Here is a 21,109-nt window from a genome sequence, read left to right on the forward strand (position 1 = left end):
CTAGAACAGCGCCTTCTCGACCTGGTCCACCAGGTCGGACTTGCTGGCGGGGTAGCTGGCGCCCGCGAGGGCCTTCTGCACGTCGATTGGATTCGGCATGGTCGCGAGATACCCGGCCGATCGGAGGGAAAACGCTTCGGTGACGTCGACGGCGACCGGACTTCGGCGCCTACCCCGTCGCGATAGTGTTCCTCGAGAACGCCGAACGGGAGGTTGCGTGACGCACGACGAGACGACGTCGAGGATCGCCGAATTGGCATCGCTGGTGGCGGAGGTGCAACGCAATACGCCCCGGGACGTCGGCGCCATGCTGTCGGACATCGTCGACAGCGCCACGCGGGCGCTACCAAACGCGAACCACGCCGGCGTGACGATTGCCGACGGCGACGGTCGCGTGCGGTCACTCGCGGCCACCAGTCCGTTCGCCGCGACCCTCGACGACATCCAGGAACGGGAGGGGCAGGGCCCGTGCCTGGAGGCGGCGTGGGAGGACCACGTGGTGAGGGTCGATGACCTGAGCCGCGAAGACCGTTGGCCGCGTTACGTTTCGCGCGCGATCGAGGACACCCCGATCAGGTCCATCGTGTCGTTCCGACTCTTCGCGGACGGCGGTGCCATCGGGGCGCTGAACTTCTACGCGGACCGACCGCATGCCTTCGACGACGACACGGTCGAATTGGGCTTCGTGTTCGCCACGCACGCCGCGCTGGCGTGGGGAATGATGCGCCGGGATCAGCAGTTCCGCAGTGCGCTCGCGTCGCGCGACGTCATCGGTCAGGCGAAGGGCATGCTGATGGAGCGGTTTGCCATCGACGCAATACAGGCGTTCGACCTGCTCAAGAAGCTGTCGCAGGACACGAACACCCCGGTCAGCCGGATCGCCGAGCAGGTCGTCGAGAAGGGCACCGCCCAGCACGACGGGTGACGCGGTTTCGCCGCACGTCACGCGGGGTAGCGCCGTTGGTGAGTCCACCTGAAGGCCCACCGGCGAGGAGCCCCGTCATGTCCGTAGTTCGTTACACCACACGCCAATTCGTCATCATTGCAGGCTCTGCCGTGCTGCTGCTCGGTCCGGTCCCGCTGATCGCCGGGTGCACCGACGGCGGTGGCGACGCGCCCAGCTTCACCACCACGCAGTCGTCGCTCGACGACAGCACGCCCACCAGCGACCGGTACCCCGGCCCGACCGACAAGTCGGACGGCGACGACTCCGAGATCGGCACCGGCGACAATTAGTGTCCGTCATGCGAAGCGGGAGCCGCTTCGCCCGATCCGGTCTGCGAAGGAAAACTATCCGTCGCTGACGCGTTTCACCGCCGAAACGACTGCCGAGCCGCGAGATACCGGTTCGACGCGGCCTGTGCGGGAATCCGGGTGGGTTCCCAGATCGGTCGATCGGGAGCAGACTCGTCGGCAGGACCCCTTAGCCACGTGGGGTGGGCGACACCGACAGTCTGGAGATCCAGATGACGACGGGAATCGACGAAGAAGGCACTACCACGGCTCCGAGGACTCGATCCTCGGACCGGATCGAGAATGCCGTTGCCGCGCACGCCGACGGGCAGTACGACGAGGTGCACCGGATGTTCCACGCACTCCGCGCCCTCGACCCGCAGTGCGACGAGTACACCGCCCTCCGGGAGCGCATCATCGCCGAGTGCCTGCCGCTGGCGGACCACGTAGCCCGCCGCTACCATCGCGGCAGCGAGTCGTTCGACGATCGCGTGCAGGTGGCGCGGGTGGGACTGCTCAACGCCGTCAACCGCTTCGACCCCGACGCGGGCGACTTCCTCGCCTTCGCGGTGCCCACGGTGATGGGCGAGGTGAAGCGCTACTACCGCGACTACAGCTGGGCGGTGAAGGTGCCGCGGCGGCTCAAGGACATATATCCGCACATCGCGCCGACCGTCAGCGACCTGTCGCAGAAGCTCGGCCGCGCGCCCACCCCCAGCGAGTTGGCGGCCGAGATGGGCGTCGCCCGCGAGGACGTCGTCGAGGGCATGGTGGCGGGCGCCTCGTACACGGCCCGGTCGATCGACGCGGTGTTCGGCGACGACGACGACGGCGTATCGATCGTGGACCGGCTCGGTGCCCCCGACCCGGGCATCCGGCACATCGAGGACCGCGAGGACCTGCGCGCCCAATTGGCGACACTGCCGCGGCGCGAACAGCAGATCCTGCAGATGAGGTTCTTCGAATCGTTGACCCAGAGCGAGATCGCGGCACGGGTGGGTCTGTCGCAGATGCACGTATCCCGGCTGCTGGCACGGGCGCTCGCGACGTTGCGCGAGCGGATGAGCGGTGACCGGATGGTGCCGACGTCCCTGGTCGGCTGACCGCCACCGGTTGACGCGGCCCACACTGGGTAGTCGAATCACATGGTGACGCCTGGTTCGGACGACCCACTTCGCGTCGTGGGCGTGGGAGCGTCCGCCGGTGGTGTGGAGGCGCTCAAGCAGTTCGTCGGCGGTCTGCCCGCGGATCTTCAGCAGGCGGTCTTGGTCGTCCTGCACGTCGCGCCGAGTGCGCCCAGCGTCCTCGGCCAGATCCTCGACCGCTGCGGCCCGCTGCCCGCCGCCGCCGCCCGCGACGGCGAGCCGGTGCGGGCCGGTCACGTCTACGTGGCGGTGCCCGACCGCCACCTCCTGGTCGAGGACGGCCGGATTCGGCTGTCGAACGGGCCGACGGAGGATCGCCACCGCCCGGCGGTGAATCCCCTCTTCCGGTCGCTGGCCGTGGCGTACGGCGCGCGCGCGACCGGGCTGGTGATGTCCGGGGTGCTCGACGACGGCGTGCTCGGCCTGCAGGCCATCGGCGCGCGCGGGGGCACGACGATGGTGCAGGATCCCGACGAGGCGATGTACGCCGACATGCCGCGCAACGCGCTGGCGATGACGGACGTGCATCACGTCGTCTCCGCGGCGGAGGCGGGAAAGGTCTTGCAGTCCCTCGAACCGGATCACGGCACGGGCATCGCCGGCGCTCCGGATCCGGTGCTCGAGCTGGAGAACGAGATCGCGCTGGGGTCGCCGTTCGGAGAGTTCGACGTCGCTCGGCTCGGCACGCCGTCGGGCCACACGTGCCCGGACTGCAGCGGCTCCCTCGTCTCGGTGGGCGACGGCAACCTGCGGTGCCGCATCGGCCATGCGTGGACGCCGGAGGCGCTGCTCGAGGCGTGGACACAAGACACCGAGAACGCACTGGGCGTCGCGCTGCGCAGCCTGCTGGAAAAGGCGCAGCTGGCGCGCACCCATGCCAGAGTGATCCACGACGACGTCCTGCGCAGCCGGTACCTGGAGATCGCTGACGAGGCGGACGCGGCGGCGCGCGAACTGCGGCGGCTGCTGGGCGGCACCTCGTCGCGAGTGTGGGGGGAGTCCCGTGGCACGCCCTGACGACGTCGGCCCCTTGCGGATCGAGCAGTGCGTGGCATCGGATCACACCGCCTTGACCATGAGCGGCGTGCTCGACGGCGTCACCTATCGCCAGGCGCGCGACGCGATCCTGAAGGCCGCGGTCGACGGCCCGGCCAACCTCGTCATGGACGTGACCGCCGTCGACGCGCCGTCGGCGTCCGCGTGGTCGGTGTTCACCAGCGCGCGGTGGCTCACCAGCCAGTGGCCGGACGTGCCGATGGGCTTGTCCTGCGGCCACCTGGCGGGACGAGAAACGTTGATCCGCAATGGAATCGGACGCTACGTCCCGATCTTCCACGACGTGGCCGCGGCGGTGGCCGCCCTCACGCTCGCAGTCCCCGCGGTTCGGTTGCGGATGCGCCAGCAGTGGCCCGCCGACGCGTCGTCACTCCCCGCCGCGCGGGAGTTCGTCGCGCACTGGCTCACGGTGTGGGGATCGGCCGACATGATCCCCACCGCGACCGTCGTCGCGACGGTTCTCGTCGACAACGTGCTGCGGCACACCGGCAGCAACCCCGATCTGAGGCTCGAGGTGAACGGCGCCAACGTGACCGTCGCCGTGTCCGATCACGACACCGCGCAGGCCGTCGTCCACGAGGACGCGGAGGCGGCGGGCCGGCTGCACGAACTGGCGATCGTCGGGGTGCTGTCGCTCGCCTGGGGGAACACCCCGACCGACTCGGGCAAGACGGTCTGGGCCGTGATGGGACCCCAGAACCGGCTCTGAGCGCGTTTGTCCCGACCGTCGTCGGGTACCGCCTCCACGCGAACCGATCGGAAGGCGAGGCAATGGACACACGGTCGAACACCAGCTCGGACGCGTCGATGGGCGAACTGCTCGGGCAGCTGTCCGCGCAGACCTCGCGGCTGGTCCGCGACGAGATCCGCCTGGCGCAGCGTGAATTCCAGGACACCGCCAAGCACGCGGCGTTCGGCGCCGGGCTCGGAGGTGGCGCGGGCGTGCTCGCGCTGTTCGGACTCGGGGCGCTGGTCACCGCCGCGATCGCCGCGCTGGCGCTGGTGCTGCCCGTGTGGGCGGCCGCGCTGATAGTGGCGGTCGTCATCTTCGTGATCGCCGCGATCATGGGTCTGCTCGCCAAGAAGCAGGTGGACCACGTCGCACCCATCGCCCCGCAGACCGTCGAGACCGTCAAGGACGACGTACGAGAGGTGAAGGATGCCCGCAATGCCCGCTGACCCACGCCCGGAACCCGACGACGACGCCGGGACCGACGACATCAAGGCCGACATCGAGGCCACCCGCGCCGAATTGGCCGACACCGTCTCGGCTCTCGCCGACAAGGTCGACGTCAAGGCGCGCGCCCACGACAAGGTCGAGGAGACCAAGGCCGTGGTGTCGCAGAAGGCGCACGACGTCGGCGACGGCATCAACGCCAACCGCGAGAGTGCCGTCGGCATCACCGTCGCAGTGCTGGTGGCCATCGGCCTGCTGGCGTGGTGGCGCCGCCGGCGGCGCTGAACGACGCCCGGCAGCCAGTTCGCGAAGGACGCGACCACCGCCGGTGTCACGGCCCCCGACCGGGGTAGTGGTCGGCGACGTCGACGATTCGAGGAGGTGCGCCGTGACCCAGACGGTGTCGGACCGGCCACAGGTCAGCCGCCAGAAGGCCGCCAAGGTGGTGTTCGCCTCCGGCGACGTCATCTTCACCGAGGGCGACCCACCGGACCGCGTGTACCTGATCACCGCGGGCAAGGTCAGGCTCGGCCGGGTGTCCCATACCGGCCGCGAATGCCTCTACACCGTGTTCGGGGGGTCCGACGTCATCGGCGAGGTCGCCGTGCTCGACGGCACCCCGCAGCCCGCCACGGCCGTCGCCATGACAGACGTCCGCGCGCTGGCCTGGAACCGGGCACAGCTCAGCGAGCTGGTCACGACGCACCCGTCCGCCGCCGAGCATCTGATGCGCGTGCTGGCGCGTCGGATCCGCCGCACGTCCGACGACATCACCGATCTGATGTCGGCGACGGTGTCGGCGCGGGTGGCCAAGCACCTGCTGCGGCTCGCTCAGCAGTTCGGCCAGCAGGACCACGGGGTCATCCGGCTCACCATGGACCTGAACCAGGAACAGTTCGCGCACCTGGCGGGCACGTCGCGCGAGTGCGTAAACCGGTCGCTGGCAGAGTTCTGCGAACGCGGGTGGATTCGCCTCTGCGACAACGCCATCGAGATCGTCGACTCCCAGCCGCTGGCCCAGCGGATGGACGGTGCGCGCCGCCTCGGCGTGGTACACCGCTAGTGGTGTCCGTCACGCCGGTGCCCCGCGGCTGGCAACGGCACACCGTCTCCGGCCGGGTTTGAGGGTCCGTGGAACCGGGCAGGCTGCCCACGCCCGCGCACCGAGCGTTTGCGGACGCGCGGTGCTTGAGGCGTTGAGAACACAGCGTCTCAAGCACCCCGTCGTCTCGGATCGTCGCCATCGGCCCTCCCACATTGCGTGTCGGCCCGTCGCGGGTCGACAATGTCGGTGAGTCCGTACGGAGGTCGATGTGCGTGATGAGCGACGAGGGTCCCGGTGACGGCACCGGAGCGGAGAGCGGTTCGGGGCCGGCGCGCCGCGGCCGTCTCGCCGCTGCCCGCGCGTCCGAGCTACGCCGGCGCCTGATCGAACTGGCGGGGGGCGGTAAGCCCACCCCGAGCGCGGCCGAGTTCGCCCGGCGTCGCGCGCTGCAGGCCGTCGTACGCGCCGAGGACGCCCACGAGTCGGCCCTCACCCGGCACGACGAGACTCGGCGCGTACACCTCCGCGCCGCCGCCACCCACGAACAGGCCGCCGTGCTCTTCCACGGGCTCGACAGTGACGGACATCAACGGGCCGCCGAGCGGCACCGGGACGCCGCCGCGGCACACGCCGCCGTCATCGAGTCGTCCGCCGAGTCCGCGGCAGAGGTCGGGGGACGGGTCAGTCCGCGGCCTCCACCATCAACAACGCGCCGCTGACCACGCCGCCCGCCGACCGGAACGAACTGCACGTCACCCGCACCTTGATCCGGCGGCCGCGCCTGTTCACGGCCTCGACCAGGGCCTCACCGGACGCCTGCGGGTCCACGAACGCGTTGCCGATCAGCGGCCGCAGCACCTCGATGGGCAGGCCGATGTCGAGATTGGTCAGCGGTACGCCGGTGGTCTCGTCGGCGCGCAGCCCCCACAGCTCCTCGCTGCCGCCGTTCCACGACACCACCCGCATCTCCCGGTCCAGCACGATCATGCCGACGCCGATCGAGTTGACCAGTGAGTCGAGGAAGCCCTTCGCCTGGTCGAGTTCGCTGGTGCGTTCCCGCAGCGTGTCGTTGATGGTGTGGAGTTCGTCGTTGGTCGACTGCAACTCCTCGTTCATCGTCTCGAGTTCTTCGTTGGTGGACTGCAGTTCCTCGTTGGTGGTCTCGAGTTCCTCGACCGTGGACTGCAGTTCCTCGTTGGTGGTCTCGAGTTCCTCGTTGGTCGACTGGAGTTCCTCGTACGCGGACTCGAGCTGACCGTTGGTCTGCACCACCTTCTCGACGAGCAGGCGGTTCGCCGTCACGTCGAAGAACACGACCGACACCCCGATCAGGCCGTTGTCGGAGTCGACCAGCGGGTTCACGTGGATCTCGAACCACGTGGTGTCGGCGCCCGGGCGCTGCCAGCTCACGTCGCTGATCTTCGCCGCGCGGCGCTCCACCTTGGCCTGTTCCACGTAGGCCCGCAGCTCGACGGGCCGGTAGGAGATCTCGAGGTCGCGCAGCAGTCGGCCGATGTCGCGGCCGGACAGCCCGAACGTCACCTCCGCCTGATGGTTGATCATCGCGACGGTGTCCTGGCCGGTCACCACGATCTGCGGCACCGGGCTCGCGGCGAACGCGAGGTCCCGGATCGGCGCCAGCCCGGTCAGGCTGCCCTGGCGCTCGGAGTGCGGGTCCGGTGCCTCGACCCGGGTGAGTTCGCTGCGCGATCCGGCCGCGCGCACGAAGATCCGGTGCGCGAGGTCCACCGGGGCGAACTTGTCGGAGTGGCTCAGCAGCATCTCGGCGTGCCCGAGGAAGAGCACACCGGCCGGTGCGAGCGCGAAGTGCAGTCGCCGCAACACGTTTCGCTGCGTCTCTGCGTTCAGGTACATGAGGGTGTTGCGGCACACCAGCAGGTCGACCCGTGAGATCGGGGCGTCCTTCACCAGGTCGTTGCGCCCGAAGATCACCGCCCGCCGCAGGTCCTTGTTGAACACGTACCGGTTGCCGACGTGCTCGAAGTACTTCTCCAGGTACTCGGGCGGAACCGACTCGACGGCCTTCGCGTCGTAGGACGCGGCCCGCGCCTGGGTCAGGGCGTCCTCGTCGATGTCGGTGGCGTAGATCTTGACCCGGCGGCGGAACGTGTCGGGGTCCATCGCGTCGGCGAGCAGCATCGCCAGCGTGTAGGCCTCCTGGCCGGACGCGCAGCCCGCGCTCCATAGGCGGATCGTCTGGTCGTCACGGCGGGCGTTCACCAGGGTGGGGATCACCTCGGTGCGCAGGAAGTCCCAGGCGGGCGGATCGCGGAAGAACGAGGTGACGTTGATCAGGATGGTGTTGAACAGCGCGGCGAACTCCTCGGGGCTCGCCTGCAGGACGTCGAGGTAGTCCTCGAAGGTCTGGATGCCCAGCTGTTCGATGCGGTGCCGGACCCGCCGGGTGAGCGACGTGCGCTTGTACCCGGTGAAGTCGAATCCCCGGGCGTCGCGCATGTACCGCAGCAGCGTCTCGAAGGACTCGTCGACCTGCTCGCTCATCACGCCCCATCCACAGGTGCGACCCTACTTGCCGTGCCGCGTCATGGCGTGAGCAGTCGCGAACTCCCCTGCTTCGGGGGCAACGAGGGGAGTTCGCGACTGCTCGCGGGGGAATTGAACTCTCACAGGGTGACGGAGCCGCCGCGTTCGAGTTCGACGATGCGGTCGTCGAGGCCACGCCGTCGCATCGCCGCCGTGAAGTCCGACAGCGGCGAGGCGAACACGCCGTAGTCGTCGAAGTGCACCGGGATGACCTTCGCCGGGTCCATCAGCGCCGCGGTGGCGGCGCCCTGCTCGCCGTCCATGGTGACCGTCAGCCCGAACGGCAGCTTGCGCCCGGCCGGGATGCGGGTGCCCCCGAGGTGCAGCACGCCGGCGTCGATCGCGTCGAATCGCACGGGGATCTCGGCCAGTTCGTCGATGTAGAGGGTGTCGCCGGAGACGTACAGTCGCGTTCGCGTGTCCCCCTCCAGCGGGCCGATCTCGAGCATCGTGCCCATCACCGGCGGGAGCAGTCGGCGCGTCCACAGCGGCGCGTGCCGCCCGGGCAGCGACGTCGCGACGATCCGGTTGTGGGTACCGACCAGCACGTGGGTCGCCCAGGTGTCGAGACCGGTGGCGTTGTCGAAGCCCCTGCGCCGCAACCGGTGTGCGGCGTGCGGTGTCGTCAGCACGGGCAGGTCGTGGTCCAGCCCGCGCTGTGCGACGCGGTCCCAGTGGTCACCGTGCATGTGCGACAGCAGGATCGCGTCCAGCGGCGGCAGCTGGTCGATGGTCAGCGCGGGGGAGCGCAGGCGCTTGGAGACCAGGCCGTGGCCGAGGTAGGCGTGTTGACCGCGATGCAGGAAGTTGGGGTCGGTGAGCACGGTCAGGTCACCGGTGGAGATCAGCGTGGTGGCATTGCCGATGAACGTGATCGTCACGTCCGAGTGGTCCGGCATCGGTCAGTCCCTTCCGTCGAACAGTGCTGCGGCGAAGCGGAGGTCGTCCACCAGTCCGGCGAACGCCTCGTCGCGGGCCTCCGGGGGGGCCGCGCAGGATCGACGAGGGGTGCACCGTCACCACCAGGTCGGGGGTCGCCGCACCGAGATCGGGTCCGGGCGGCATCTCGATGACCTCCCTGCGGTGGGCGGTGATCCGGAAGTCGTTGCCCAGCAGCGACTTCGCCGCCGTGGCCCCCATCAGGACGACGGCGTCGGGCGCCACGGCCTCGAGTTCGGCGAACAGCCACGGGCGGCATGCCACGACCTCGAGCCTGCTCGGCGTCTCGTGCAGCAGCCTGTTGCCGCGTTCGGCGCGGGTGAACTTGAAGTGCTCGACGGCGTTGGTCACGTACAGCGGGTCGCGGTCGATGCCCGCCTCGGCCAGCGCCTTGTCCAGGACGCGCCCGGCCGGGCCGACGAAGGGTGTTCCCGCCCTGTCCTCCTGGTCGCCGGGCTGTTCACCGATCAGCATCATGCGGGCGGCGGGCGCACCGGCGCCGCACACCACCTGGTCGGCGTCGCGGTACAGGTCGCAGCCGCGGCAGTCCCTGGCGGCGTAGGCCAGCGCGACCTGGTCCCGGGTGGGCGGGACGTACTCCTCGGCACCCGTCATGCCGGGTGCGGTACCCGACGCGGATGGCGCGAAACTCAGGCGTCGAGGCGGCCGCGGTGCGCGGCGAGTGCCTCGTCGACGCTGCGGTGGATGGGTATCACGCACCCCTCGATGGGGTGGCGGTAGGCGTCGTGGTCGGCGATGAGCGCGAGCCGGCTGGGCAGGGCGGTGCGGTGCGCGCGGGCGAGTACCTGGCACCCGTCGGGACCGAAGGACGTCACGCGGCGCATGTCCAGGAGCAGCGTGTGTGCCCCGGTCCGCAGCGAGTTGGCGACGTGCGCGGCCAGGATCGGCGCGGTGATGACGTCGACGGCCCCGGCGATGCGCAGGATGATCGTGCCGTCGGCCACCTGCATCGAGATGCGCAGTCCGGTGGACACGGGTGGGCGCAGGGTCGTCATCGCGGTCACCGCCGGGTACTGCTGACGCCGGCCGATCGGTACGGGCCACTGCTGGTCATCGCGAACCCTCCGGCTACCGGGCGCCGCGGTGGTGCGGCGTCTCCTAGAGGTAGTCGGGTCGGGACCCGCGAACCGCACGTCGAACCGGCGTGACGTGCGGCACAGGGGGTCTGAGGGACGGGCGGTCAGCCCGGGTCGTCGGTCTTCGCGTCGACGAGTGGTCCGTCGTCGTCCTCGAGTTCCTCGCCGCGGGCGTCGGGGTCGTCGGCGACCAGAACGCGGATGAAGCTGTTGAAGAACGCGATGGCCGGTACCGCGAGCAGTGCGCCGACGATGCCGGCGAGCACGCTGCCCGCCGTGATGCCCAGGACGACGGCGAGCGGGTGCAGTGAGACGGCTCGCCCCATCACCAGGGGCTGCAGGACGTGCGCCTCGAGCTGCATCACCGCGACGATCAGGCCGAGCGTGATGGCCGCGAACACGAAGCCCTTCGCGAGCAGCGCCACCAGCACCGCGAGCAGGCCGGTGACGAGTGCGCCGACGACGGGCACGAACGCGCCCAGGAAGATCAGCGACGCCAGCGGCAGCGCCAGGGGGATGCCCATGATGGCGAGGCCGCTGCCGATGGCGACGGCGTCGACGAGGGCGACCAATGATGTCGCCCGCGCGTAGCCGGCGAGCGAGTGGAAGCCGGCCGCACCGGCCTCGCGCACCCGATTCCGCTGGCGGGCGGGGATGACACGGGTGACGAACGACCAGATGTTGCGGCCGCCGAGCAGGAAGAAGATGACGGTGAACAGGCACAGCAGTGCGCCCGTGAGGATCTCGGCGATGGTGCCCGCAGTCGACAGGGCGCCGCTGGTGAGTTGCGTCTGATGGTCGCGGATCGACTCGATGACGGTGTCGCCGGCGCGGTTCAGTTGATCGCCACTGAGATTCGCGGGGCCGTTGATGAGCCAGTCGCGGGTGCTCTCGATGCTTCGGGTGACTTCGTCGACCAATTGTGGTGCGCCGGCGATGAACTGGTTGACCACGAAGGCCATCACGCCGGTCAGGACGGAGATGCCGAGAAGGAGGACGAAGGCGACGGCACCACCGCGGACGGCGCCGTAGCGGTCGAGGAAGTCGACGGCCGGCAGCAGCAGCGCGGTGAAGACGAGCGCGATGGCGATGGCCACCACGACGACGCCGAGCCTGGTGAGCGCCTCGAGGGCGACGTAGGCCGCCGCCGCAATGGCCAGAAGCCGCCATGACCACGCTGCGGCGGCGCGGACCACCGGTGAGACCGGATGGTCGCGTTCGGGGTTGCGAACGCTGCGCCCCGCGGCAGAGGTCATGACGGCATCGGCTGGGGACCTAGAAGACTAGGAGACCTAGAACCAAACTTTTCGGCCGCCGACCGGGCGTCCGACCGCGCCGAGGATCCACAGCACCACGCCGACGACCACCAGGATGGCGCCGATCGTGTACAGGATCGACAAGCTGGTGAAGTAGCCGATGAGCAGCAAGATCACGCCGAGGACGATCATTGTTCTTCCGATCTGTCGAGGGGAACCGACTTGTTCCGGAGCGAGTATTGCCCGAACCGTTAAATTCAAACCTCACACCGGTTCTGACGGGTGATCTCAGTACAGGACTCGGCGCATGTTGTCCTCGTCGTAGTACCTCTTCAGCTCCTCGTCGCTGGCATCGGGTTTGATCGCCTTGGCGAGCTGCGCCACCGACGGCACGGCCGTCGGATCCCACGTCTCGGGTCTCCACGCGTCGGACCTCAGGAAGGCCTTCGCGCAGTGGAAGAACACCTCCTCGACGGCGATCTCGAGGGCGAGGATCGGGCGCTTGCCGTCGACGACCATCGCGTCGAAGTAGTCGGCGTCGGAGATCACCCGGGCAGTGCCGTTGATGCGCAACGTGTCTCCGCGCCCGGGAATCACGAACACGGTTCCGACCTGGGGACGCTGCAGCACGTTGAGGAAGCCGTCGACGCGCTTGTTGCCCGGCCGTTCGGGAATGGCGATGGTGATGTCGTCGAGGACGTGCACGAACCCGGGCGGGTCACCCTTGGGCGACACGTCGACCCGTCCGTCGGCGTCGGTGGTGGCCACGAAGCCCAGCGGGGAGTGGGAGAGCCAGTCGCGCTGCGCGGCCGACAAGCTCGCGGTGACCTTCTTGGCCACCGCGGCATTCGGATGCCCGACGATCTCGCGGAGTCGGTCGACGGAGGTCACGACGGTGGGTTCGCGGTGCATGCGGCCCATCATCCTCCGGCGTCGTACCGCGCGGTGAGGTCCCTTCTGTCGACCTTGCCGATGCCGCGGCGCGGCAATTCGTCTACCACGTGCACCTCGCGCGGACCGGCCGTGGCGTCCAGCGTCGCGGCGACGTGTGCGCGCAGGTCGTCGGGTGTCGGGGTCGTCGCGCCGGGCGACAGCACCACCGCCACCGCGACGCGCTGCCCGAGGCGGGAGTCGGTGACGCCGAACACCGCGCAGTCGGCGATCGCGGGATGGCCGGCCAGCGCCGCCTCGACCAGCGCGGGCATGACCGTCAGCCCACCGGTGCTGATCGCGTCGTCGGCGCGTCCCAGGACGCGGAGCGCGCCAGAATCGTCGAGGCTGCCGACGTCGTCGGTGCGGAACCACCTCGGTTCGGCGAAGGGGTCCGGCTGCACCGGGTTCCGGTATCCCCTGGCCAGCGTCGCACCGCCGAGCAGGATCCGGCCGCCGTCGAGTCGGACGTCGACGCCCTCCAGCGGCACGCCGTCGTACACGCAGCCGCCCGAGGTCTCACTCATGCCGTAGGTCCGCACCACGGGAATGCCTGCCGCAGCGGCCTTCTCGGCGACGTTCGCGGGCATGGGCCCGCCCCCGATCAGCACCGCGTCCAACGAGGCGAGCGCCGCGGTCGCCGCGGGGTCGGCCAGGGCCTTGTCGAGCTGCACGGCCACCAGCGACGCATAGCGCGGCCCGGAACCCATCGCGGCGATCGCGACGCAGAGGTCGTCGGTGGTGAAGCTCGGGTCCACCACGATCGGCAGCGTCCCGGAGATGACGCTGCGCACCAGCACCTGCAGACCGGCGACGTGGTGGGCGGGCAACGCCAGCAGCCACGTGCCCGGTCCGCCGAGTCGTTCGTTGGTGGCGTCGGCGCTCGCGATAAGCGCCGGCACGGTGAGCAGAGCGCCCTTGGGCGGGCCGGTGGTCCCCGACGTCGAGACCACCACCGCGACGTCGTCGTCGACCTCCTCGCCCACCCGCAGCGCCGAACTCAGCAGCTCCGCCTCGCGCTCGTCGGAGGGCAGCGGCAGGATGCCGGGATCGCGCCCGTCGAGCACGCCCTCGAGGACGGCGACGAGTGCGGCGGCGGACGGGGCGGGCGGTATGACGACCGCGCGCAACCTGGCTATGGCGTGGGCTCCGGATCCTCGTCGCGGGGGTCGTCCAGTGGCCAGCCCTTCTCAGCCAGATGCGCCCGCACCCGCTCGACGTCCTCCTCGCGAGGGAGTTCGTCGGTGACACCGGTGATGAGCACGCCGATGTCGACGTGGTCGAATTCGCGCCGCTCGATCAGTTCCTGCGAGACGGCGGTGACCTCGTCCTGGGTGAGTTGCCGGTTGAGCAGGGCCAGCAGCGGCACCCGGTCGGCGCCCGGCACGCCCTCGGGGTAGCCGGCGTGCAGCCACGCGACGATCTTCGACAGGAAAGCGTTCACGACTTCCTCCCCTCACTGCGCGGCGGTGCGGCCTCGATGCCGGACGGACAGATGCTATCGGCGCGAGTACCCCGGTGCTAGCCGCGTGCACCCTGGGAACGCGCTGGGCGTCGCGGCGACGTCGCGAACATGAACAGTCGATGAACACATTGACGTCTGCGGCAAACTGCCTGCTCAGCGTGCATCGACGGGCCGACTCCGGCTAGGTGATTTCGCTGAGAATCCCTCAGAATCATCCACATGAGCGGAGAGCTGATCATCCTGGTGCTGTTGATCGCCACAGCACTGGCATTCGACTTCACCAACGGGTTCCACGACACCGGGAACGCGATGGCGACGTCGATCGCCACGGGCGCCCTGAAGCCCAAGACGGCGGTGATCCTCGCCGGCCTGCTCAACCTCGTCGGTGCGTTCCTGTCGGTCGAGGTGGCCATCACCGTCACCACGTCGGTGCTGAAGATCCAGGATTCCAAGACCGGGTCGCTGGTCACCGGGATCGACGCCTCGACGGGGTTGACGATCATCTTCGCCGGCCTGATTGGCGGCATCCTGTGGAACCTCCTCACCTGGCTCTTCGGCATCCCGTCCAGCTCGTCGCACGCCCTGTTCGGCGGCCTCATCGGCGCCGGCCTGGCCGCGCTCGGCACGTCCGGCGTCAACTGGAGCGGCGTCATCGGCAAGGTCATCGTCCCCGCGCTGGCCGCACCGTTCATCGCCGGCCTGGTCGCGGCGTGCGGCACCTGGATCGTCTACCGGCTCACCCGCAACGTGGTGAAGAAGCGCCGCGAGGACGGCTTCCGCTGGGGCCAGATCGCCACCGCCTCCCTCGTCGCCCTGGCCCACGGCACCAACGACGCGCAGAAGACGATGGGTGTCATTGCGCTCGCCCTGATCACCACCGGCCACCTGACCGGCGACGTGAAGGAGAACGGCCTGCCGTTCTGGGTCATCGCGTCCTGCGCCCTGGCCATCGGGCTGGGCACCTACATCGGCGGCTGGCGCGTCATCCGCACCCTCGGCAAGGGTCTGGTCGAGATCGAGTCGCCGCAGGGCCTGGCCGCGGAGGCCTCCTCGGCCGCGATCATCCTGTCCTCGAGCGCCGCGGGCATGGCGCTGTCCACCACCCACGTCGCCACGGGCTCCATCCTCGGCAGCGGTGTCGGCAAGCCGGGCGCGCAGGTCCGCTGGGCCGTCGCGGGCCGGATGGCCGCAGCCTGGCTGATCACGCTGCCCGCCGCCGGACTCGTCGGCGCGCTGTCCTTCTGGCTGTCGCACGTCGTCGAGAACGCCACCGGCAACGCACTCGCCGGCGACGGCCTCATCTTCGTGATCCTGGTGGCGCTGTCGGGCTACATGTACTGGCGCGCCCAGCAGCAGAAGGTCGACCACAACAACGTCAACGCCGACTGGGACGACTCGACCAACTCCGTCGTCCCCGCCGACGCTCGCGACATCACGACCGACGCCAGCAAGCCCGCGGCCTCGGTCTGACCGACGGACTTCTGAGAGCAAGGAACTCGAATGACCTATCTGGAAGCCATCTTCAAGGTGCTCGTCGTGGGGCTGATCCTGGGCGCCGGTCTCCCCGCGGTCTTCGCGGTCGGCCTGGTCGCCTACTCGAAGGGGTCGGGCGGTGCGGGCACCGACGGCACGGCCGTCACGCCCAACCCGGCGCTCAAGGTTGCCGGCCTGGCGCTGTTCACGTTCGTCGCGGCGGTCATCGTGATCGCGATCCTGTACATCACCAAGGGCACGATCCAACACCACTTCGGGTTCAACCCCGTCCCCTTCCTTCCTGGAAAGTGAGCTGACCGCCATGACCGAGACCCAGAGCACGGGTTCGTTCGACAACGTCGTGCAGTGGCTCCGCGCGGGTTACCCGCAGGGCGTCCCGCCGAAGGACTACTTCCCGCTGCTGGCGCTGCTGAAGCGGTCACTCAGCGAGGACGAGGTCGTCAGGGCCGCGCAGACGGTCCTCAAGTCCGTCGACGCCGACACCGTGACGGAGGGTGAGATCCGCACCGCCGTCGAGGCCGTCATCGCCAAGGAGCCCAACCCCGAGGAGATCCACCAGGTCGCCTCGCGGCTCGCGTCGGTCGGCTGGCCGCTGGCGGCGTCCGCCCGCTGAACACGTTCGCCTGACGGCCCTTCGCTTCGGCGGGGGGCCGTCAGTCGTCTCCGGGTCAGTCGCTCCGGGTGTCGCGGCGCAGCGGGTGGGTCTCCGGGATCTGGACGAAGATCAGAGTGACGCCGTCGGGATCGGCCACGTGCAATTCGTGCAGACCCCACGGTTCCTGCCTGGCCTCGCGGGCGATCGGGACGCCGCGGCCCTCCAGTTCGGCCTGGGTGGCGTAGACGTCGCGCACCTGCAGCCACAGCGCGCCGGGGAACGGTGGCGCTCCCTCGGTCGGTGCGCCGTGGCCCGCCAGTTCGATCAGCGACTGCCCCGCGTAGAACACCGTGCCCGCGCCGTACTCCCGGGCGATCGCCAGGCCGATCTCGTCGCGGTAGAACTCGACCGACCGCCGGTAGTCCGCCGGCCGGAACAGGACCCGACTGGCGAGAATCTCCATGCCCGTGTGTAACACACCCGCAGCTCCCCGCCGCCGAGCCCCCTCCCGCCCGAACCCCCCTCTCGCGAACTGGAGAGTCACGTCGTCGATCGGCGCCCGTAGCGACGTGACTCTCCGGTTCGACGCACCATGGGCGCTCGGATCGCGGGTGCTACGTGCCGGACTCCGCAGCGATCCGGTACCCCCGCACGCCGATCGGGCCGAACACCGCGAGCAGGCCGACCACCCATGCCACCGACTGCAGCACCGGCCACAGGATCGGCCCGCCCTCGGCCAGCCCCCGCATCGCCTCGATGGCGGGCGACATGGGCTGCGCGCGGACCACCGGCTGCAGCCAGCCGGGAAACACGTCGATCGGCACCATGCCGGAGTTGAAGAACAGCAGCAGGAAGCACACCGTCGACAGCCCGGTGATGATGTTCTTGCCGTTCGCCTTCACACCCACGGCGATGATGACGGTCGCGAAGCCGATCACCATCAGCACCGGGACGAGCACGAATCCGAGTGCGGCGAGCGGTCCCTCGGTGAATCGCAGACCCATCCCGACGCCCACGGCGGTGATCGCGATCGCGCCGATCAGCGCCCGGCCCGCCTCGGCCAGCAGGCGCCCGGACAGTGCGCTGGCGCGGTACACCGGGAGCGCCCACAGCCGGCTCAGCAGCCCGGACTCGCGTTCGTCGGGAAGGGCGGCGCCCGCACCGATCGCGCCGAACATCGCACCGACGATCGCGCACATCGGCACCAGGCCATAGAGGCTGTCGGCGCCGGTGAGGCTCCGCACCGACTCGCCGATCACCAGCTTGTAGACCACCAGCAGGAACGTCGGGAAGACGAGCGCCTGGATCAGCACGACGGGCTCGCGCGTCCAGCGCCGCAGCAGCCGGCCGGCCTGCAGCCCGGTCTGCGAGGTGAACGTCATGCCGACCTCCGTTGCATCCGCAGCGTGAGGCCGCCGAACACGACCAGCAGGCCGATGCACCAGGCCAGGCTGATCAGTAGATCGGCGGCGGGCACCGCGCCCTGGGCGAGTTCGCGCAGCGTCCCGGCGATCTGACTGACCGGCTGCCGGGTGACGAACCACCCCAGCCAGCCCGGAAACGCCTCGGCGGGAGCGATTCCCGTCGACAGCATGACCAGGAGCAGCTGCGGGATCAGCAGCGTCTGACCGGCCGCCTCCGCGTTGCCGGCCACCGAGCCCAGCGCGTCGGCGCCGAGCGACAGGGCCAGCGACAGCAGCAGGGCGATCGCGCAGAACCCGATCACGTGAGCGGCGTTCCCCTCGAAGCGGAAGCCGAACGCGTAGCCGACGGTGATCGACGCGGCCAGCGACGCCGTCGCGCGGATCAGTGCCGACAGCATGCGGGCGGTCACCGGCACGAGGGACGTCATCGGCATCGAGCGCAGCCGAACGCCCATGCCGCTCAACTGGTCTCGCGCCGCGCGGTCGGCCGTCGTCATCGCCGTGAAGATCATCGCCTGCACGACGATGACGGGGAGGATGTACTGCGGGTAGTCGACGTCGCCCGTGTCGATCACGTGGCGCAGCGTGATGGTGAAGCACAGGAAGAACGCGATCGGCCCACCGATCGCGAAGATCAGGTCGCCGTCGCGGACGGTGCCCAGCACCGATCGCTCGGTCAGCGCGCGCAGCGCACTCACGACGTGACCGCCGGCGCCCCGGTGAGGGTGAAGAACACCTCGTCGAGGGACGGCTTGCGCAGCGAGATGTCCTGCAGCTCCACGCCGAGCGCCGAGACCGTGCCGAAGACCTCGGACATGGTGGCGAAGCCGTCGGGGGCGGGCACGCTCACGGTGCCGGCCTCGCGGTCGATCTCGACGCCGGCGAATCCGCCGAGCGCCTCGGCGATCCGGGTGAGGTCGGCGACGCTGACGGGCGTGATCTCGCAGTAGCTGCCGCCGATGGTGCGCTTGAGGTCGTCGGGGGTGCCGTCGGCGATCACGGTGCCGCGGTCGATGACGACGATCGAGTCCGACAGCGCGTCGGCCTCCTCGAGGTACTGGGTGGTGAGCAGCGTGGTGATGCCCTGGTGCTTGAGTCCGCCGATCAGGTCCCACACCTCGCGGCGGCTGCGCGGATCGAGGCCCGTCGTGGGCTCGTCGAGGAACACCACCTTGGGCGGGACGACGAGGCCGCAGGCGATGTCGACGCGCCGCCGCATGCCGCCGGAGTAGGTGGTGACGCGCTTGTCGCCGGCGTCGGTCAGGCTGAAGGTGGCCAGCATCTCGTCGGCACGGTCGCGGGCGGTGGTCTTGTCCATGCCGCGCAGTCGCGCGAACAGGATCAGGTTCTCCCGGCCGGTGAGCAGTTCGTCGACGGCGGCGTACTGGCCCGTCAGCCCGATCGACTCGCGGACCTGGCGCGCCTGGCGGACGACATCGAAGCCGGCGATCGTCGCGGTGCCGCTGGTCGGGCGCAGCAGGGTCGCGAGGATGTTGATCGTGGTGGTCTTGCCCGCGCCGTTGGGGCCGAGCACGCCCAGGACCGAGCCCACCGGTGCGGAGAACGTGACGCCCCGCAGCGCCTGGTGGTCGCCGAACCTCTTGGTTACGTCGTCGAGCTGAATCGCGAGATCGGACACGCACCCGAGTATGGCATGGCTAACCTAACTAACTATCCCGCGGGCTGCACGCGCTGGCGCTTCATGACGGCGTCGACCGCGCCCGGCGTGAACGCGTTGACGATGTCGGCCGCCACCGCCATCCGCGGCGCGATCCGCACCGGCCGCGACCGCACGGCCGTCACCATCCACCGGGCGGCCTCGTCGGCGGACAGGCCGGGCAGCCCGTCGTAGGCGCGGGTCGGCGCGATCATCGGCGTCTTCACCAGCGGGTAGAACAGCGTCGTCGAGTGCACGCCGTCGACCGCCCACTCGGTCTCGATGACGCGGCTCACGGCGGTCAGCGCGGCCTTCGACGCGTTGTACACCGCGAACAGCGGCGACGACTCGCTCAGCACGCCCCACGTCGACACGTTGACCACGTGGCCGTCGCCGCGCTCCCGCATCCCGGGGCCGAAGCCGCGGATCAGCCGCAGCGGCGAGTAGTAGTTCAGCGTCATCGTCCGCTCGACGTCGTGCCAGCGGTCCAGCGACTCGGCCAGCGGCCTGCGGATCGACCGGCCGGCGTTGTTGATCAGCACGTCGACGCCACCGAACCGCTCGACGACGGTGTCCACCAGGGCATCGACCGCGTCCAGGTCCGACAGGTCGCACGGCATCGCGGTGGCATCGCCGCCGTCGCGTGCGATGTCGGCGACCAGCGCGTCGAGCAGATCGCCGCGACGCGCGGCGACGATCACCCGGGCACCCGCGGCGGCGAGCATCCGCGCCCCCGCCTCGCCGATGCCCGACGATGCGCCGGTCACCAGGATGCGCTTGCCCGCGATCTCCACCTCGCGCCGGGGCTTGAGCAGCTGGGCGGTCAGCGGGGGGCGCATGCTGGCCAGTAGCATGCCGTCGGCGAGGCGACGCAAGGGGTTCCTACTCACGGGGTCCGAGCCTAGGTGCCCGCGGTGCCGGCGCCGAACTCGCGCAGATCGACCACCCACAGCGTCTGCTCCACGTCGAACTCGTCGAACGTCAGCACGGGCACGAAGCCGAGCCGGCGGGCGAGGTTCATCGACCGGACGTTCGCGGACTGCGTGACGACGATGACCGGCTCGTCGGGCAGCTCGCGGGCGGCGGCGCGCAGCACCGCGGTCGCCGCCTGGAACGCCAGCCCGCGGCCCCACAGCACCGGGATCAGCGTGTACGACAGCTCCAGTTCCTCGCCCGACTCGCTGATGTGACCGGGCCGGTGGGCGCCGCGCCGGGTCAGCGCCATCGTGCCGAGGAACGCGTCGTCGGAGCGGGCGGCGATCACGAACGCACCGGGCGACCCGGTCGCGGCCGCCACCCCGACGTCGTCGAGGTCCTGCTCGACCGCCGCCCGCGCCTGCGCGCCGCCGAGGTGGGCGCGCACGCGAACGTCGGTCTCGTGGGCGATGATCGCCTCGCGGTCGCCGTCGCGGGCCTTGCGCAGGACGACGTCGGCCGCCTCGATGCGCTGCGTCACCAGCGTGCGTCCGGGCACCGCTCGAGTGTGCCAGGCGTGGCGGGTCATGCCCCGGCGCGCGGGGCCGGGCGTAACACGCAGCGCGCGTAGCCGATCCACGACACGACGGTCACGGCCAGGGCGAGGCCCAGCAGCGTCGCCGGCCCGGCACCCACCTCGACGCCCACCGCGGCGGTGCCGGGCGCGTTGCGGTCGACGGCGGGCATCAGCATGTGCGGCAGCACCACGGCGGCGAACGTGGCCATCGCGCCGATGACCGCCGCGCCGAACGCCCGGCGCAGCGCGCCCACGATCATCAGGCCTGCGGTCAGGTAGACGAGGACGCCCAGTGGCAGCGGCCGCAGGCTGGCGTCCACGTCGCCGGTCCGGCGCCACGCACCCCAGCCGGCCATCTCGGCGTACCCGTCGACGCCCTGGGCGACGAACCACGGCTGCACCGTCGCCACCACGACGATCGCGACGCCGAGGCCCGCGACGATCCACCCGGTGATCCTGGCTTCGATGACACGACCCCCTTCTCGTCTCGTGGCGATTCGTGGAGGCTTTCCGGCGCTGACCGCCGGAAAGTCTCCACG

At 70.1% G+C, this 21,109-nt stretch carries 29 protein-coding genes; 12 read left to right on the forward strand and 17 right to left on the reverse strand.

The features are described 5' to 3' along the window. Positions 1 to 99: a DUF2795 domain-containing protein gene (locus AC1MEY_RS27630; RefSeq protein WP_480228512.1), complete on the reverse strand. Its 99-nt coding sequence runs from the start codon at positions 97 to 99 to the stop codon at positions 1 to 3. A 118-nt stretch (positions 100 to 217) separates the two neighbouring features. On the opposite strand from AC1MEY_RS27630, the gene AC1MEY_RS27635 reads away from it, so the two are divergent. The 9 genes from AC1MEY_RS27635 to AC1MEY_RS27675 all read left to right on the forward strand — a co-directional run bounded on the left by AC1MEY_RS27635 (position 218) and on the right by AC1MEY_RS27675 (position 6,375). Beyond that, positions 218 to 925 (forward strand): GAF and ANTAR domain-containing protein, encoded by a 708-nt coding sequence (locus AC1MEY_RS27635; RefSeq protein ID WP_480228513.1) that lies wholly within the window; start codon positions 218 to 220, stop codon positions 923 to 925. A gap of 77 nt (positions 926 to 1,002) precedes the next feature. Continuing rightward, the gene (locus AC1MEY_RS27640; RefSeq protein ID WP_480228514.1) at positions 1,003 to 1,236 is read left to right on the forward strand and encodes a hypothetical protein; all 234 of its coding nucleotides are present in this window, start codon (positions 1,003 to 1,005) and stop codon (positions 1,234 to 1,236) included. Positions 1,237 to 1,583: 347 nt separating this feature from the next. Beyond that, on the forward strand, positions 1,584 to 2,336 hold the full coding sequence (locus AC1MEY_RS27645; protein WP_480231705.1) for a SigB/SigF/SigG family RNA polymerase sigma factor: 753 nt from the start codon (positions 1,584 to 1,586) through the stop codon (positions 2,334 to 2,336). 42 nt (positions 2,337 to 2,378) lie between these two features. Beyond that, positions 2,379 to 3,395 (forward strand): chemotaxis protein CheB, encoded by a 1,017-nt coding sequence (locus AC1MEY_RS27650; protein ID WP_480228515.1) that lies wholly within the window; start codon positions 2,379 to 2,381, stop codon positions 3,393 to 3,395. Then, positions 3,382 to 4,143, forward strand: a complete 762-nt coding sequence (locus tag AC1MEY_RS27655) for an STAS domain-containing protein (protein ID WP_480228516.1) — start codon at positions 3,382 to 3,384, stop codon at positions 4,141 to 4,143. The genes AC1MEY_RS27650 and AC1MEY_RS27655 overlap by 14 nt, the downstream gene beginning before the upstream one ends. Before the next feature lie 62 nt (positions 4,144 to 4,205). Then, on the forward strand, positions 4,206 to 4,613 hold the full coding sequence (locus AC1MEY_RS27660) for a phage holin family protein (RefSeq protein ID WP_480228517.1): 408 nt from the start codon (positions 4,206 to 4,208) through the stop codon (positions 4,611 to 4,613). Continuing rightward, complete coding sequence (locus AC1MEY_RS27665; protein WP_480228518.1) at positions 4,603 to 4,896, forward strand: DUF3618 domain-containing protein; 294 nt, start codon at positions 4,603 to 4,605, stop codon at positions 4,894 to 4,896. Before AC1MEY_RS27660 ends, AC1MEY_RS27665 begins: the two co-directional genes overlap by 11 nt. A gap of 103 nt (positions 4,897 to 4,999) precedes the next feature. Beyond that, positions 5,000 to 5,674: a Crp/Fnr family transcriptional regulator gene (locus AC1MEY_RS27670; RefSeq protein ID WP_480228519.1), complete on the forward strand. Its 675-nt coding sequence runs from the start codon at positions 5,000 to 5,002 to the stop codon at positions 5,672 to 5,674. Positions 5,675 to 5,931: 257 nt separating this feature from the next. Beyond that, on the forward strand, positions 5,932 to 6,375 hold the full coding sequence (locus tag AC1MEY_RS27675) for a hypothetical protein (RefSeq protein ID WP_480228520.1): 444 nt from the start codon (positions 5,932 to 5,934) through the stop codon (positions 6,373 to 6,375). On the opposite strand, the gene AC1MEY_RS27680 is transcribed toward AC1MEY_RS27675, so the two are convergent. The 9 genes from AC1MEY_RS27680 to AC1MEY_RS27720 form a co-directional block, all read right to left on the reverse strand. Continuing rightward, positions 6,338 to 8,179, reverse strand: coding sequence for a CheR family methyltransferase (locus AC1MEY_RS27680; protein WP_480228521.1), 1,842 nt, complete (start codon positions 8,177 to 8,179; stop codon positions 6,338 to 6,340). The genes AC1MEY_RS27675 and AC1MEY_RS27680 overlap by 38 nt on opposite strands. 122 nt (positions 8,180 to 8,301) lie before the next feature. Further along, complete coding sequence (locus AC1MEY_RS27685) at positions 8,302 to 9,120, reverse strand: MBL fold metallo-hydrolase (protein WP_480228522.1); 819 nt, start codon at positions 9,118 to 9,120, stop codon at positions 8,302 to 8,304. Next, a complete protein-coding gene (locus tag AC1MEY_RS27690) occupies positions 9,053 to 9,775 on the reverse strand; it encodes a UdgX family uracil-DNA binding protein (protein WP_480228523.1) in 723 nt (240 codons plus the stop codon). Before AC1MEY_RS27690 ends, AC1MEY_RS27685 begins: the two co-directional genes overlap by 68 nt. Before the next feature lie 35 nt (positions 9,776 to 9,810). After that, positions 9,811 to 10,176: an STAS domain-containing protein gene (locus AC1MEY_RS27695; RefSeq protein WP_480228524.1), complete on the reverse strand. Its 366-nt coding sequence runs from the start codon at positions 10,174 to 10,176 to the stop codon at positions 9,811 to 9,813. Positions 10,177 to 10,361: 185 nt separating this feature from the next. Beyond that, complete coding sequence (locus AC1MEY_RS27700) at positions 10,362 to 11,513, reverse strand: AI-2E family transporter (RefSeq protein WP_480228525.1); 1,152 nt, start codon at positions 11,511 to 11,513, stop codon at positions 10,362 to 10,364. A 36-nt stretch (positions 11,514 to 11,549) separates the two neighbouring features. Next, positions 11,550 to 11,690, reverse strand: a complete 141-nt coding sequence (locus tag AC1MEY_RS27705) for a DUF6131 family protein (protein ID WP_163794990.1) — start codon at positions 11,688 to 11,690, stop codon at positions 11,550 to 11,552. Between the two features lie 111 nt (positions 11,691 to 11,801). Next, the gene (locus tag AC1MEY_RS27710) at positions 11,802 to 12,425 is read right to left on the reverse strand and encodes an MSMEG_1061 family FMN-dependent PPOX-type flavoprotein (protein WP_480228526.1); all 624 of its coding nucleotides are present in this window, start codon (positions 12,423 to 12,425) and stop codon (positions 11,802 to 11,804) included. A gap of 8 nt (positions 12,426 to 12,433) precedes the next feature. Further along, positions 12,434 to 13,582: an o-succinylbenzoate--CoA ligase gene (gene menE, locus AC1MEY_RS27715; RefSeq protein ID WP_480231706.1), complete on the reverse strand. Its 1,149-nt coding sequence runs from the start codon at positions 13,580 to 13,582 to the stop codon at positions 12,434 to 12,436. Further along, positions 13,579 to 13,887, reverse strand: a complete 309-nt coding sequence (locus AC1MEY_RS27720; RefSeq protein WP_480228527.1) for a DUF3349 domain-containing protein — start codon at positions 13,885 to 13,887, stop codon at positions 13,579 to 13,581. Before AC1MEY_RS27720 ends, menE begins: the two co-directional genes overlap by 4 nt. 240 nt (positions 13,888 to 14,127) lie before the next feature. Here AC1MEY_RS27720 and AC1MEY_RS27725 point away from each other — a divergent pair, with 240 nt between their 5' ends. The 3 genes from AC1MEY_RS27725 to AC1MEY_RS27735 are packed head-to-tail and all read left to right on the forward strand — an operon-like array spanning position 14,128 to position 16,015. Further along, positions 14,128 to 15,378 carry an inorganic phosphate transporter gene (locus AC1MEY_RS27725; protein ID WP_480228528.1) on the forward strand — a complete coding sequence of 417 codons (1,251 nt, stop codon included), beginning with the start codon at positions 14,128 to 14,130 and terminating at the stop codon, positions 15,376 to 15,378. Positions 15,379 to 15,408: 30 nt separating this feature from the next. Next, positions 15,409 to 15,693, forward strand: a complete 285-nt coding sequence (locus AC1MEY_RS27730) for a hypothetical protein (protein WP_480228529.1) — start codon at positions 15,409 to 15,411, stop codon at positions 15,691 to 15,693. A 10-nt stretch (positions 15,694 to 15,703) separates the two neighbouring features. Continuing rightward, the gene (locus tag AC1MEY_RS27735; RefSeq protein WP_480228530.1) at positions 15,704 to 16,015 is read left to right on the forward strand and encodes a DUF3349 domain-containing protein; all 312 of its coding nucleotides are present in this window, start codon (positions 15,704 to 15,706) and stop codon (positions 16,013 to 16,015) included. Between the two features lie 55 nt (positions 16,016 to 16,070). Here the strand turns inward: AC1MEY_RS27735 and AC1MEY_RS27740 are convergent, their stop codons facing one another. The 7 genes from AC1MEY_RS27740 to AC1MEY_RS27770 form a co-directional block, all read right to left on the reverse strand. Next, positions 16,071 to 16,460 carry a VOC family protein gene (locus AC1MEY_RS27740; RefSeq protein ID WP_480228531.1) on the reverse strand — a complete coding sequence of 130 codons (390 nt, stop codon included), beginning with the start codon at positions 16,458 to 16,460 and terminating at the stop codon, positions 16,071 to 16,073. A gap of 151 nt (positions 16,461 to 16,611) precedes the next feature. Next, on the reverse strand, positions 16,612 to 17,379 hold the full coding sequence (locus tag AC1MEY_RS27745; RefSeq protein WP_480228532.1) for an ABC transporter permease: 768 nt from the start codon (positions 17,377 to 17,379) through the stop codon (positions 16,612 to 16,614). After that, the gene (locus tag AC1MEY_RS27750; protein ID WP_480228533.1) at positions 17,376 to 18,119 is read right to left on the reverse strand and encodes an ABC transporter permease; all 744 of its coding nucleotides are present in this window, start codon (positions 18,117 to 18,119) and stop codon (positions 17,376 to 17,378) included. The genes AC1MEY_RS27745 and AC1MEY_RS27750 overlap by 4 nt, the downstream gene beginning before the upstream one ends. Next, positions 18,116 to 19,060 (reverse strand): ATP-binding cassette domain-containing protein, encoded by a 945-nt coding sequence (locus AC1MEY_RS27755; RefSeq protein WP_480228534.1) that lies wholly within the window; start codon positions 19,058 to 19,060, stop codon positions 18,116 to 18,118. The genes AC1MEY_RS27750 and AC1MEY_RS27755 overlap by 4 nt, the downstream gene beginning before the upstream one ends. A gap of 32 nt (positions 19,061 to 19,092) precedes the next feature. Then, positions 19,093 to 19,968 (reverse strand): SDR family oxidoreductase, encoded by an 876-nt coding sequence (locus AC1MEY_RS27760; RefSeq protein WP_480228535.1) that lies wholly within the window; start codon positions 19,966 to 19,968, stop codon positions 19,093 to 19,095. A gap of 11 nt (positions 19,969 to 19,979) precedes the next feature. Then, entirely contained in the window at positions 19,980 to 20,552 is a 573-nt protein-coding gene (locus tag AC1MEY_RS27765; protein WP_480228536.1) for a GNAT family N-acetyltransferase, read from the reverse strand. A 26-nt stretch (positions 20,553 to 20,578) separates the two neighbouring features. Then, positions 20,579 to 20,980, reverse strand: a complete 402-nt coding sequence (locus AC1MEY_RS27770; RefSeq protein WP_480228537.1) for a hypothetical protein — start codon at positions 20,978 to 20,980, stop codon at positions 20,579 to 20,581. Positions 20,981 to 21,109: the final 129 nt, after the last annotated feature.

Source organism: Mycobacterium sp. PTI7 (assembly GCF_056679845.1).

Coding starts and splice junctions, on each gene's coding strand:
- AC1MEY_RS27680 (WP_480228521.1), bottom strand. CDS start 8,179: ATGAGCGAGCAGGTCGACGAGTCCTTCGAGACGCTGCTGCGGTACATG.
- AC1MEY_RS27725 (WP_480228528.1), top strand. CDS start 14,128: ATGAGCGGAGAGCTGATCATCCTGGTGCTGTTGATCGCCACAGCACTG.
- AC1MEY_RS27640 (WP_480228514.1), top strand. CDS start 1,003: ATGTCCGTAGTTCGTTACACCACACGCCAATTCGTCATCATTGCAGGC.
- AC1MEY_RS27630 (WP_480228512.1), bottom strand. CDS start 99: ATGCCGAATCCAATCGACGTGCAGAAGGCCCTCGCGGGCGCCAGCTAC.
- AC1MEY_RS27740 (WP_480228531.1), bottom strand. CDS start 16,460: ATGGAGATTCTCGCCAGTCGGGTCCTGTTCCGGCCGGCGGACTACCGG.
- AC1MEY_RS27700 (WP_480228525.1), bottom strand. CDS start 11,513: ATGACCTCTGCCGCGGGGCGCAGCGTTCGCAACCCCGAACGCGACCAT.
- AC1MEY_RS27710 (WP_480228526.1), bottom strand. CDS start 12,425: ATGCACCGCGAACCCACCGTCGTGACCTCCGTCGACCGACTCCGCGAG.
- AC1MEY_RS27675 (WP_480228520.1), top strand. CDS start 5,932: ATGAGCGACGAGGGTCCCGGTGACGGCACCGGAGCGGAGAGCGGTTCG.
- AC1MEY_RS27665 (WP_480228518.1), top strand. CDS start 4,603: ATGCCCGCTGACCCACGCCCGGAACCCGACGACGACGCCGGGACCGAC.
- AC1MEY_RS27695 (WP_480228524.1), bottom strand. CDS start 10,176: ATGACGACCCTGCGCCCACCCGTGTCCACCGGACTGCGCATCTCGATG.
- AC1MEY_RS27690 (WP_480228523.1), bottom strand. CDS start 9,775: ATGACGGGTGCCGAGGAGTACGTCCCGCCCACCCGGGACCAGGTCGCG.
- AC1MEY_RS27730 (WP_480228529.1), top strand. CDS start 15,409: ATGACCTATCTGGAAGCCATCTTCAAGGTGCTCGTCGTGGGGCTGATC.
- AC1MEY_RS27645 (WP_480231705.1), top strand. CDS start 1,584: ATGTTCCACGCACTCCGCGCCCTCGACCCGCAGTGCGACGAGTACACC.
- AC1MEY_RS27685 (WP_480228522.1), bottom strand. CDS start 9,120: ATGCCGGACCACTCGGACGTGACGATCACGTTCATCGGCAATGCCACC.
- AC1MEY_RS27650 (WP_480228515.1), top strand. CDS start 2,379: ATGGTGACGCCTGGTTCGGACGACCCACTTCGCGTCGTGGGCGTGGGA.
- AC1MEY_RS27660 (WP_480228517.1), top strand. CDS start 4,206: ATGGACACACGGTCGAACACCAGCTCGGACGCGTCGATGGGCGAACTG.
- AC1MEY_RS27735 (WP_480228530.1), top strand. CDS start 15,704: ATGACCGAGACCCAGAGCACGGGTTCGTTCGACAACGTCGTGCAGTGG.
- AC1MEY_RS27745 (WP_480228532.1), bottom strand. CDS start 17,379: ATGACGTTCACCTCGCAGACCGGGCTGCAGGCCGGCCGGCTGCTGCGG.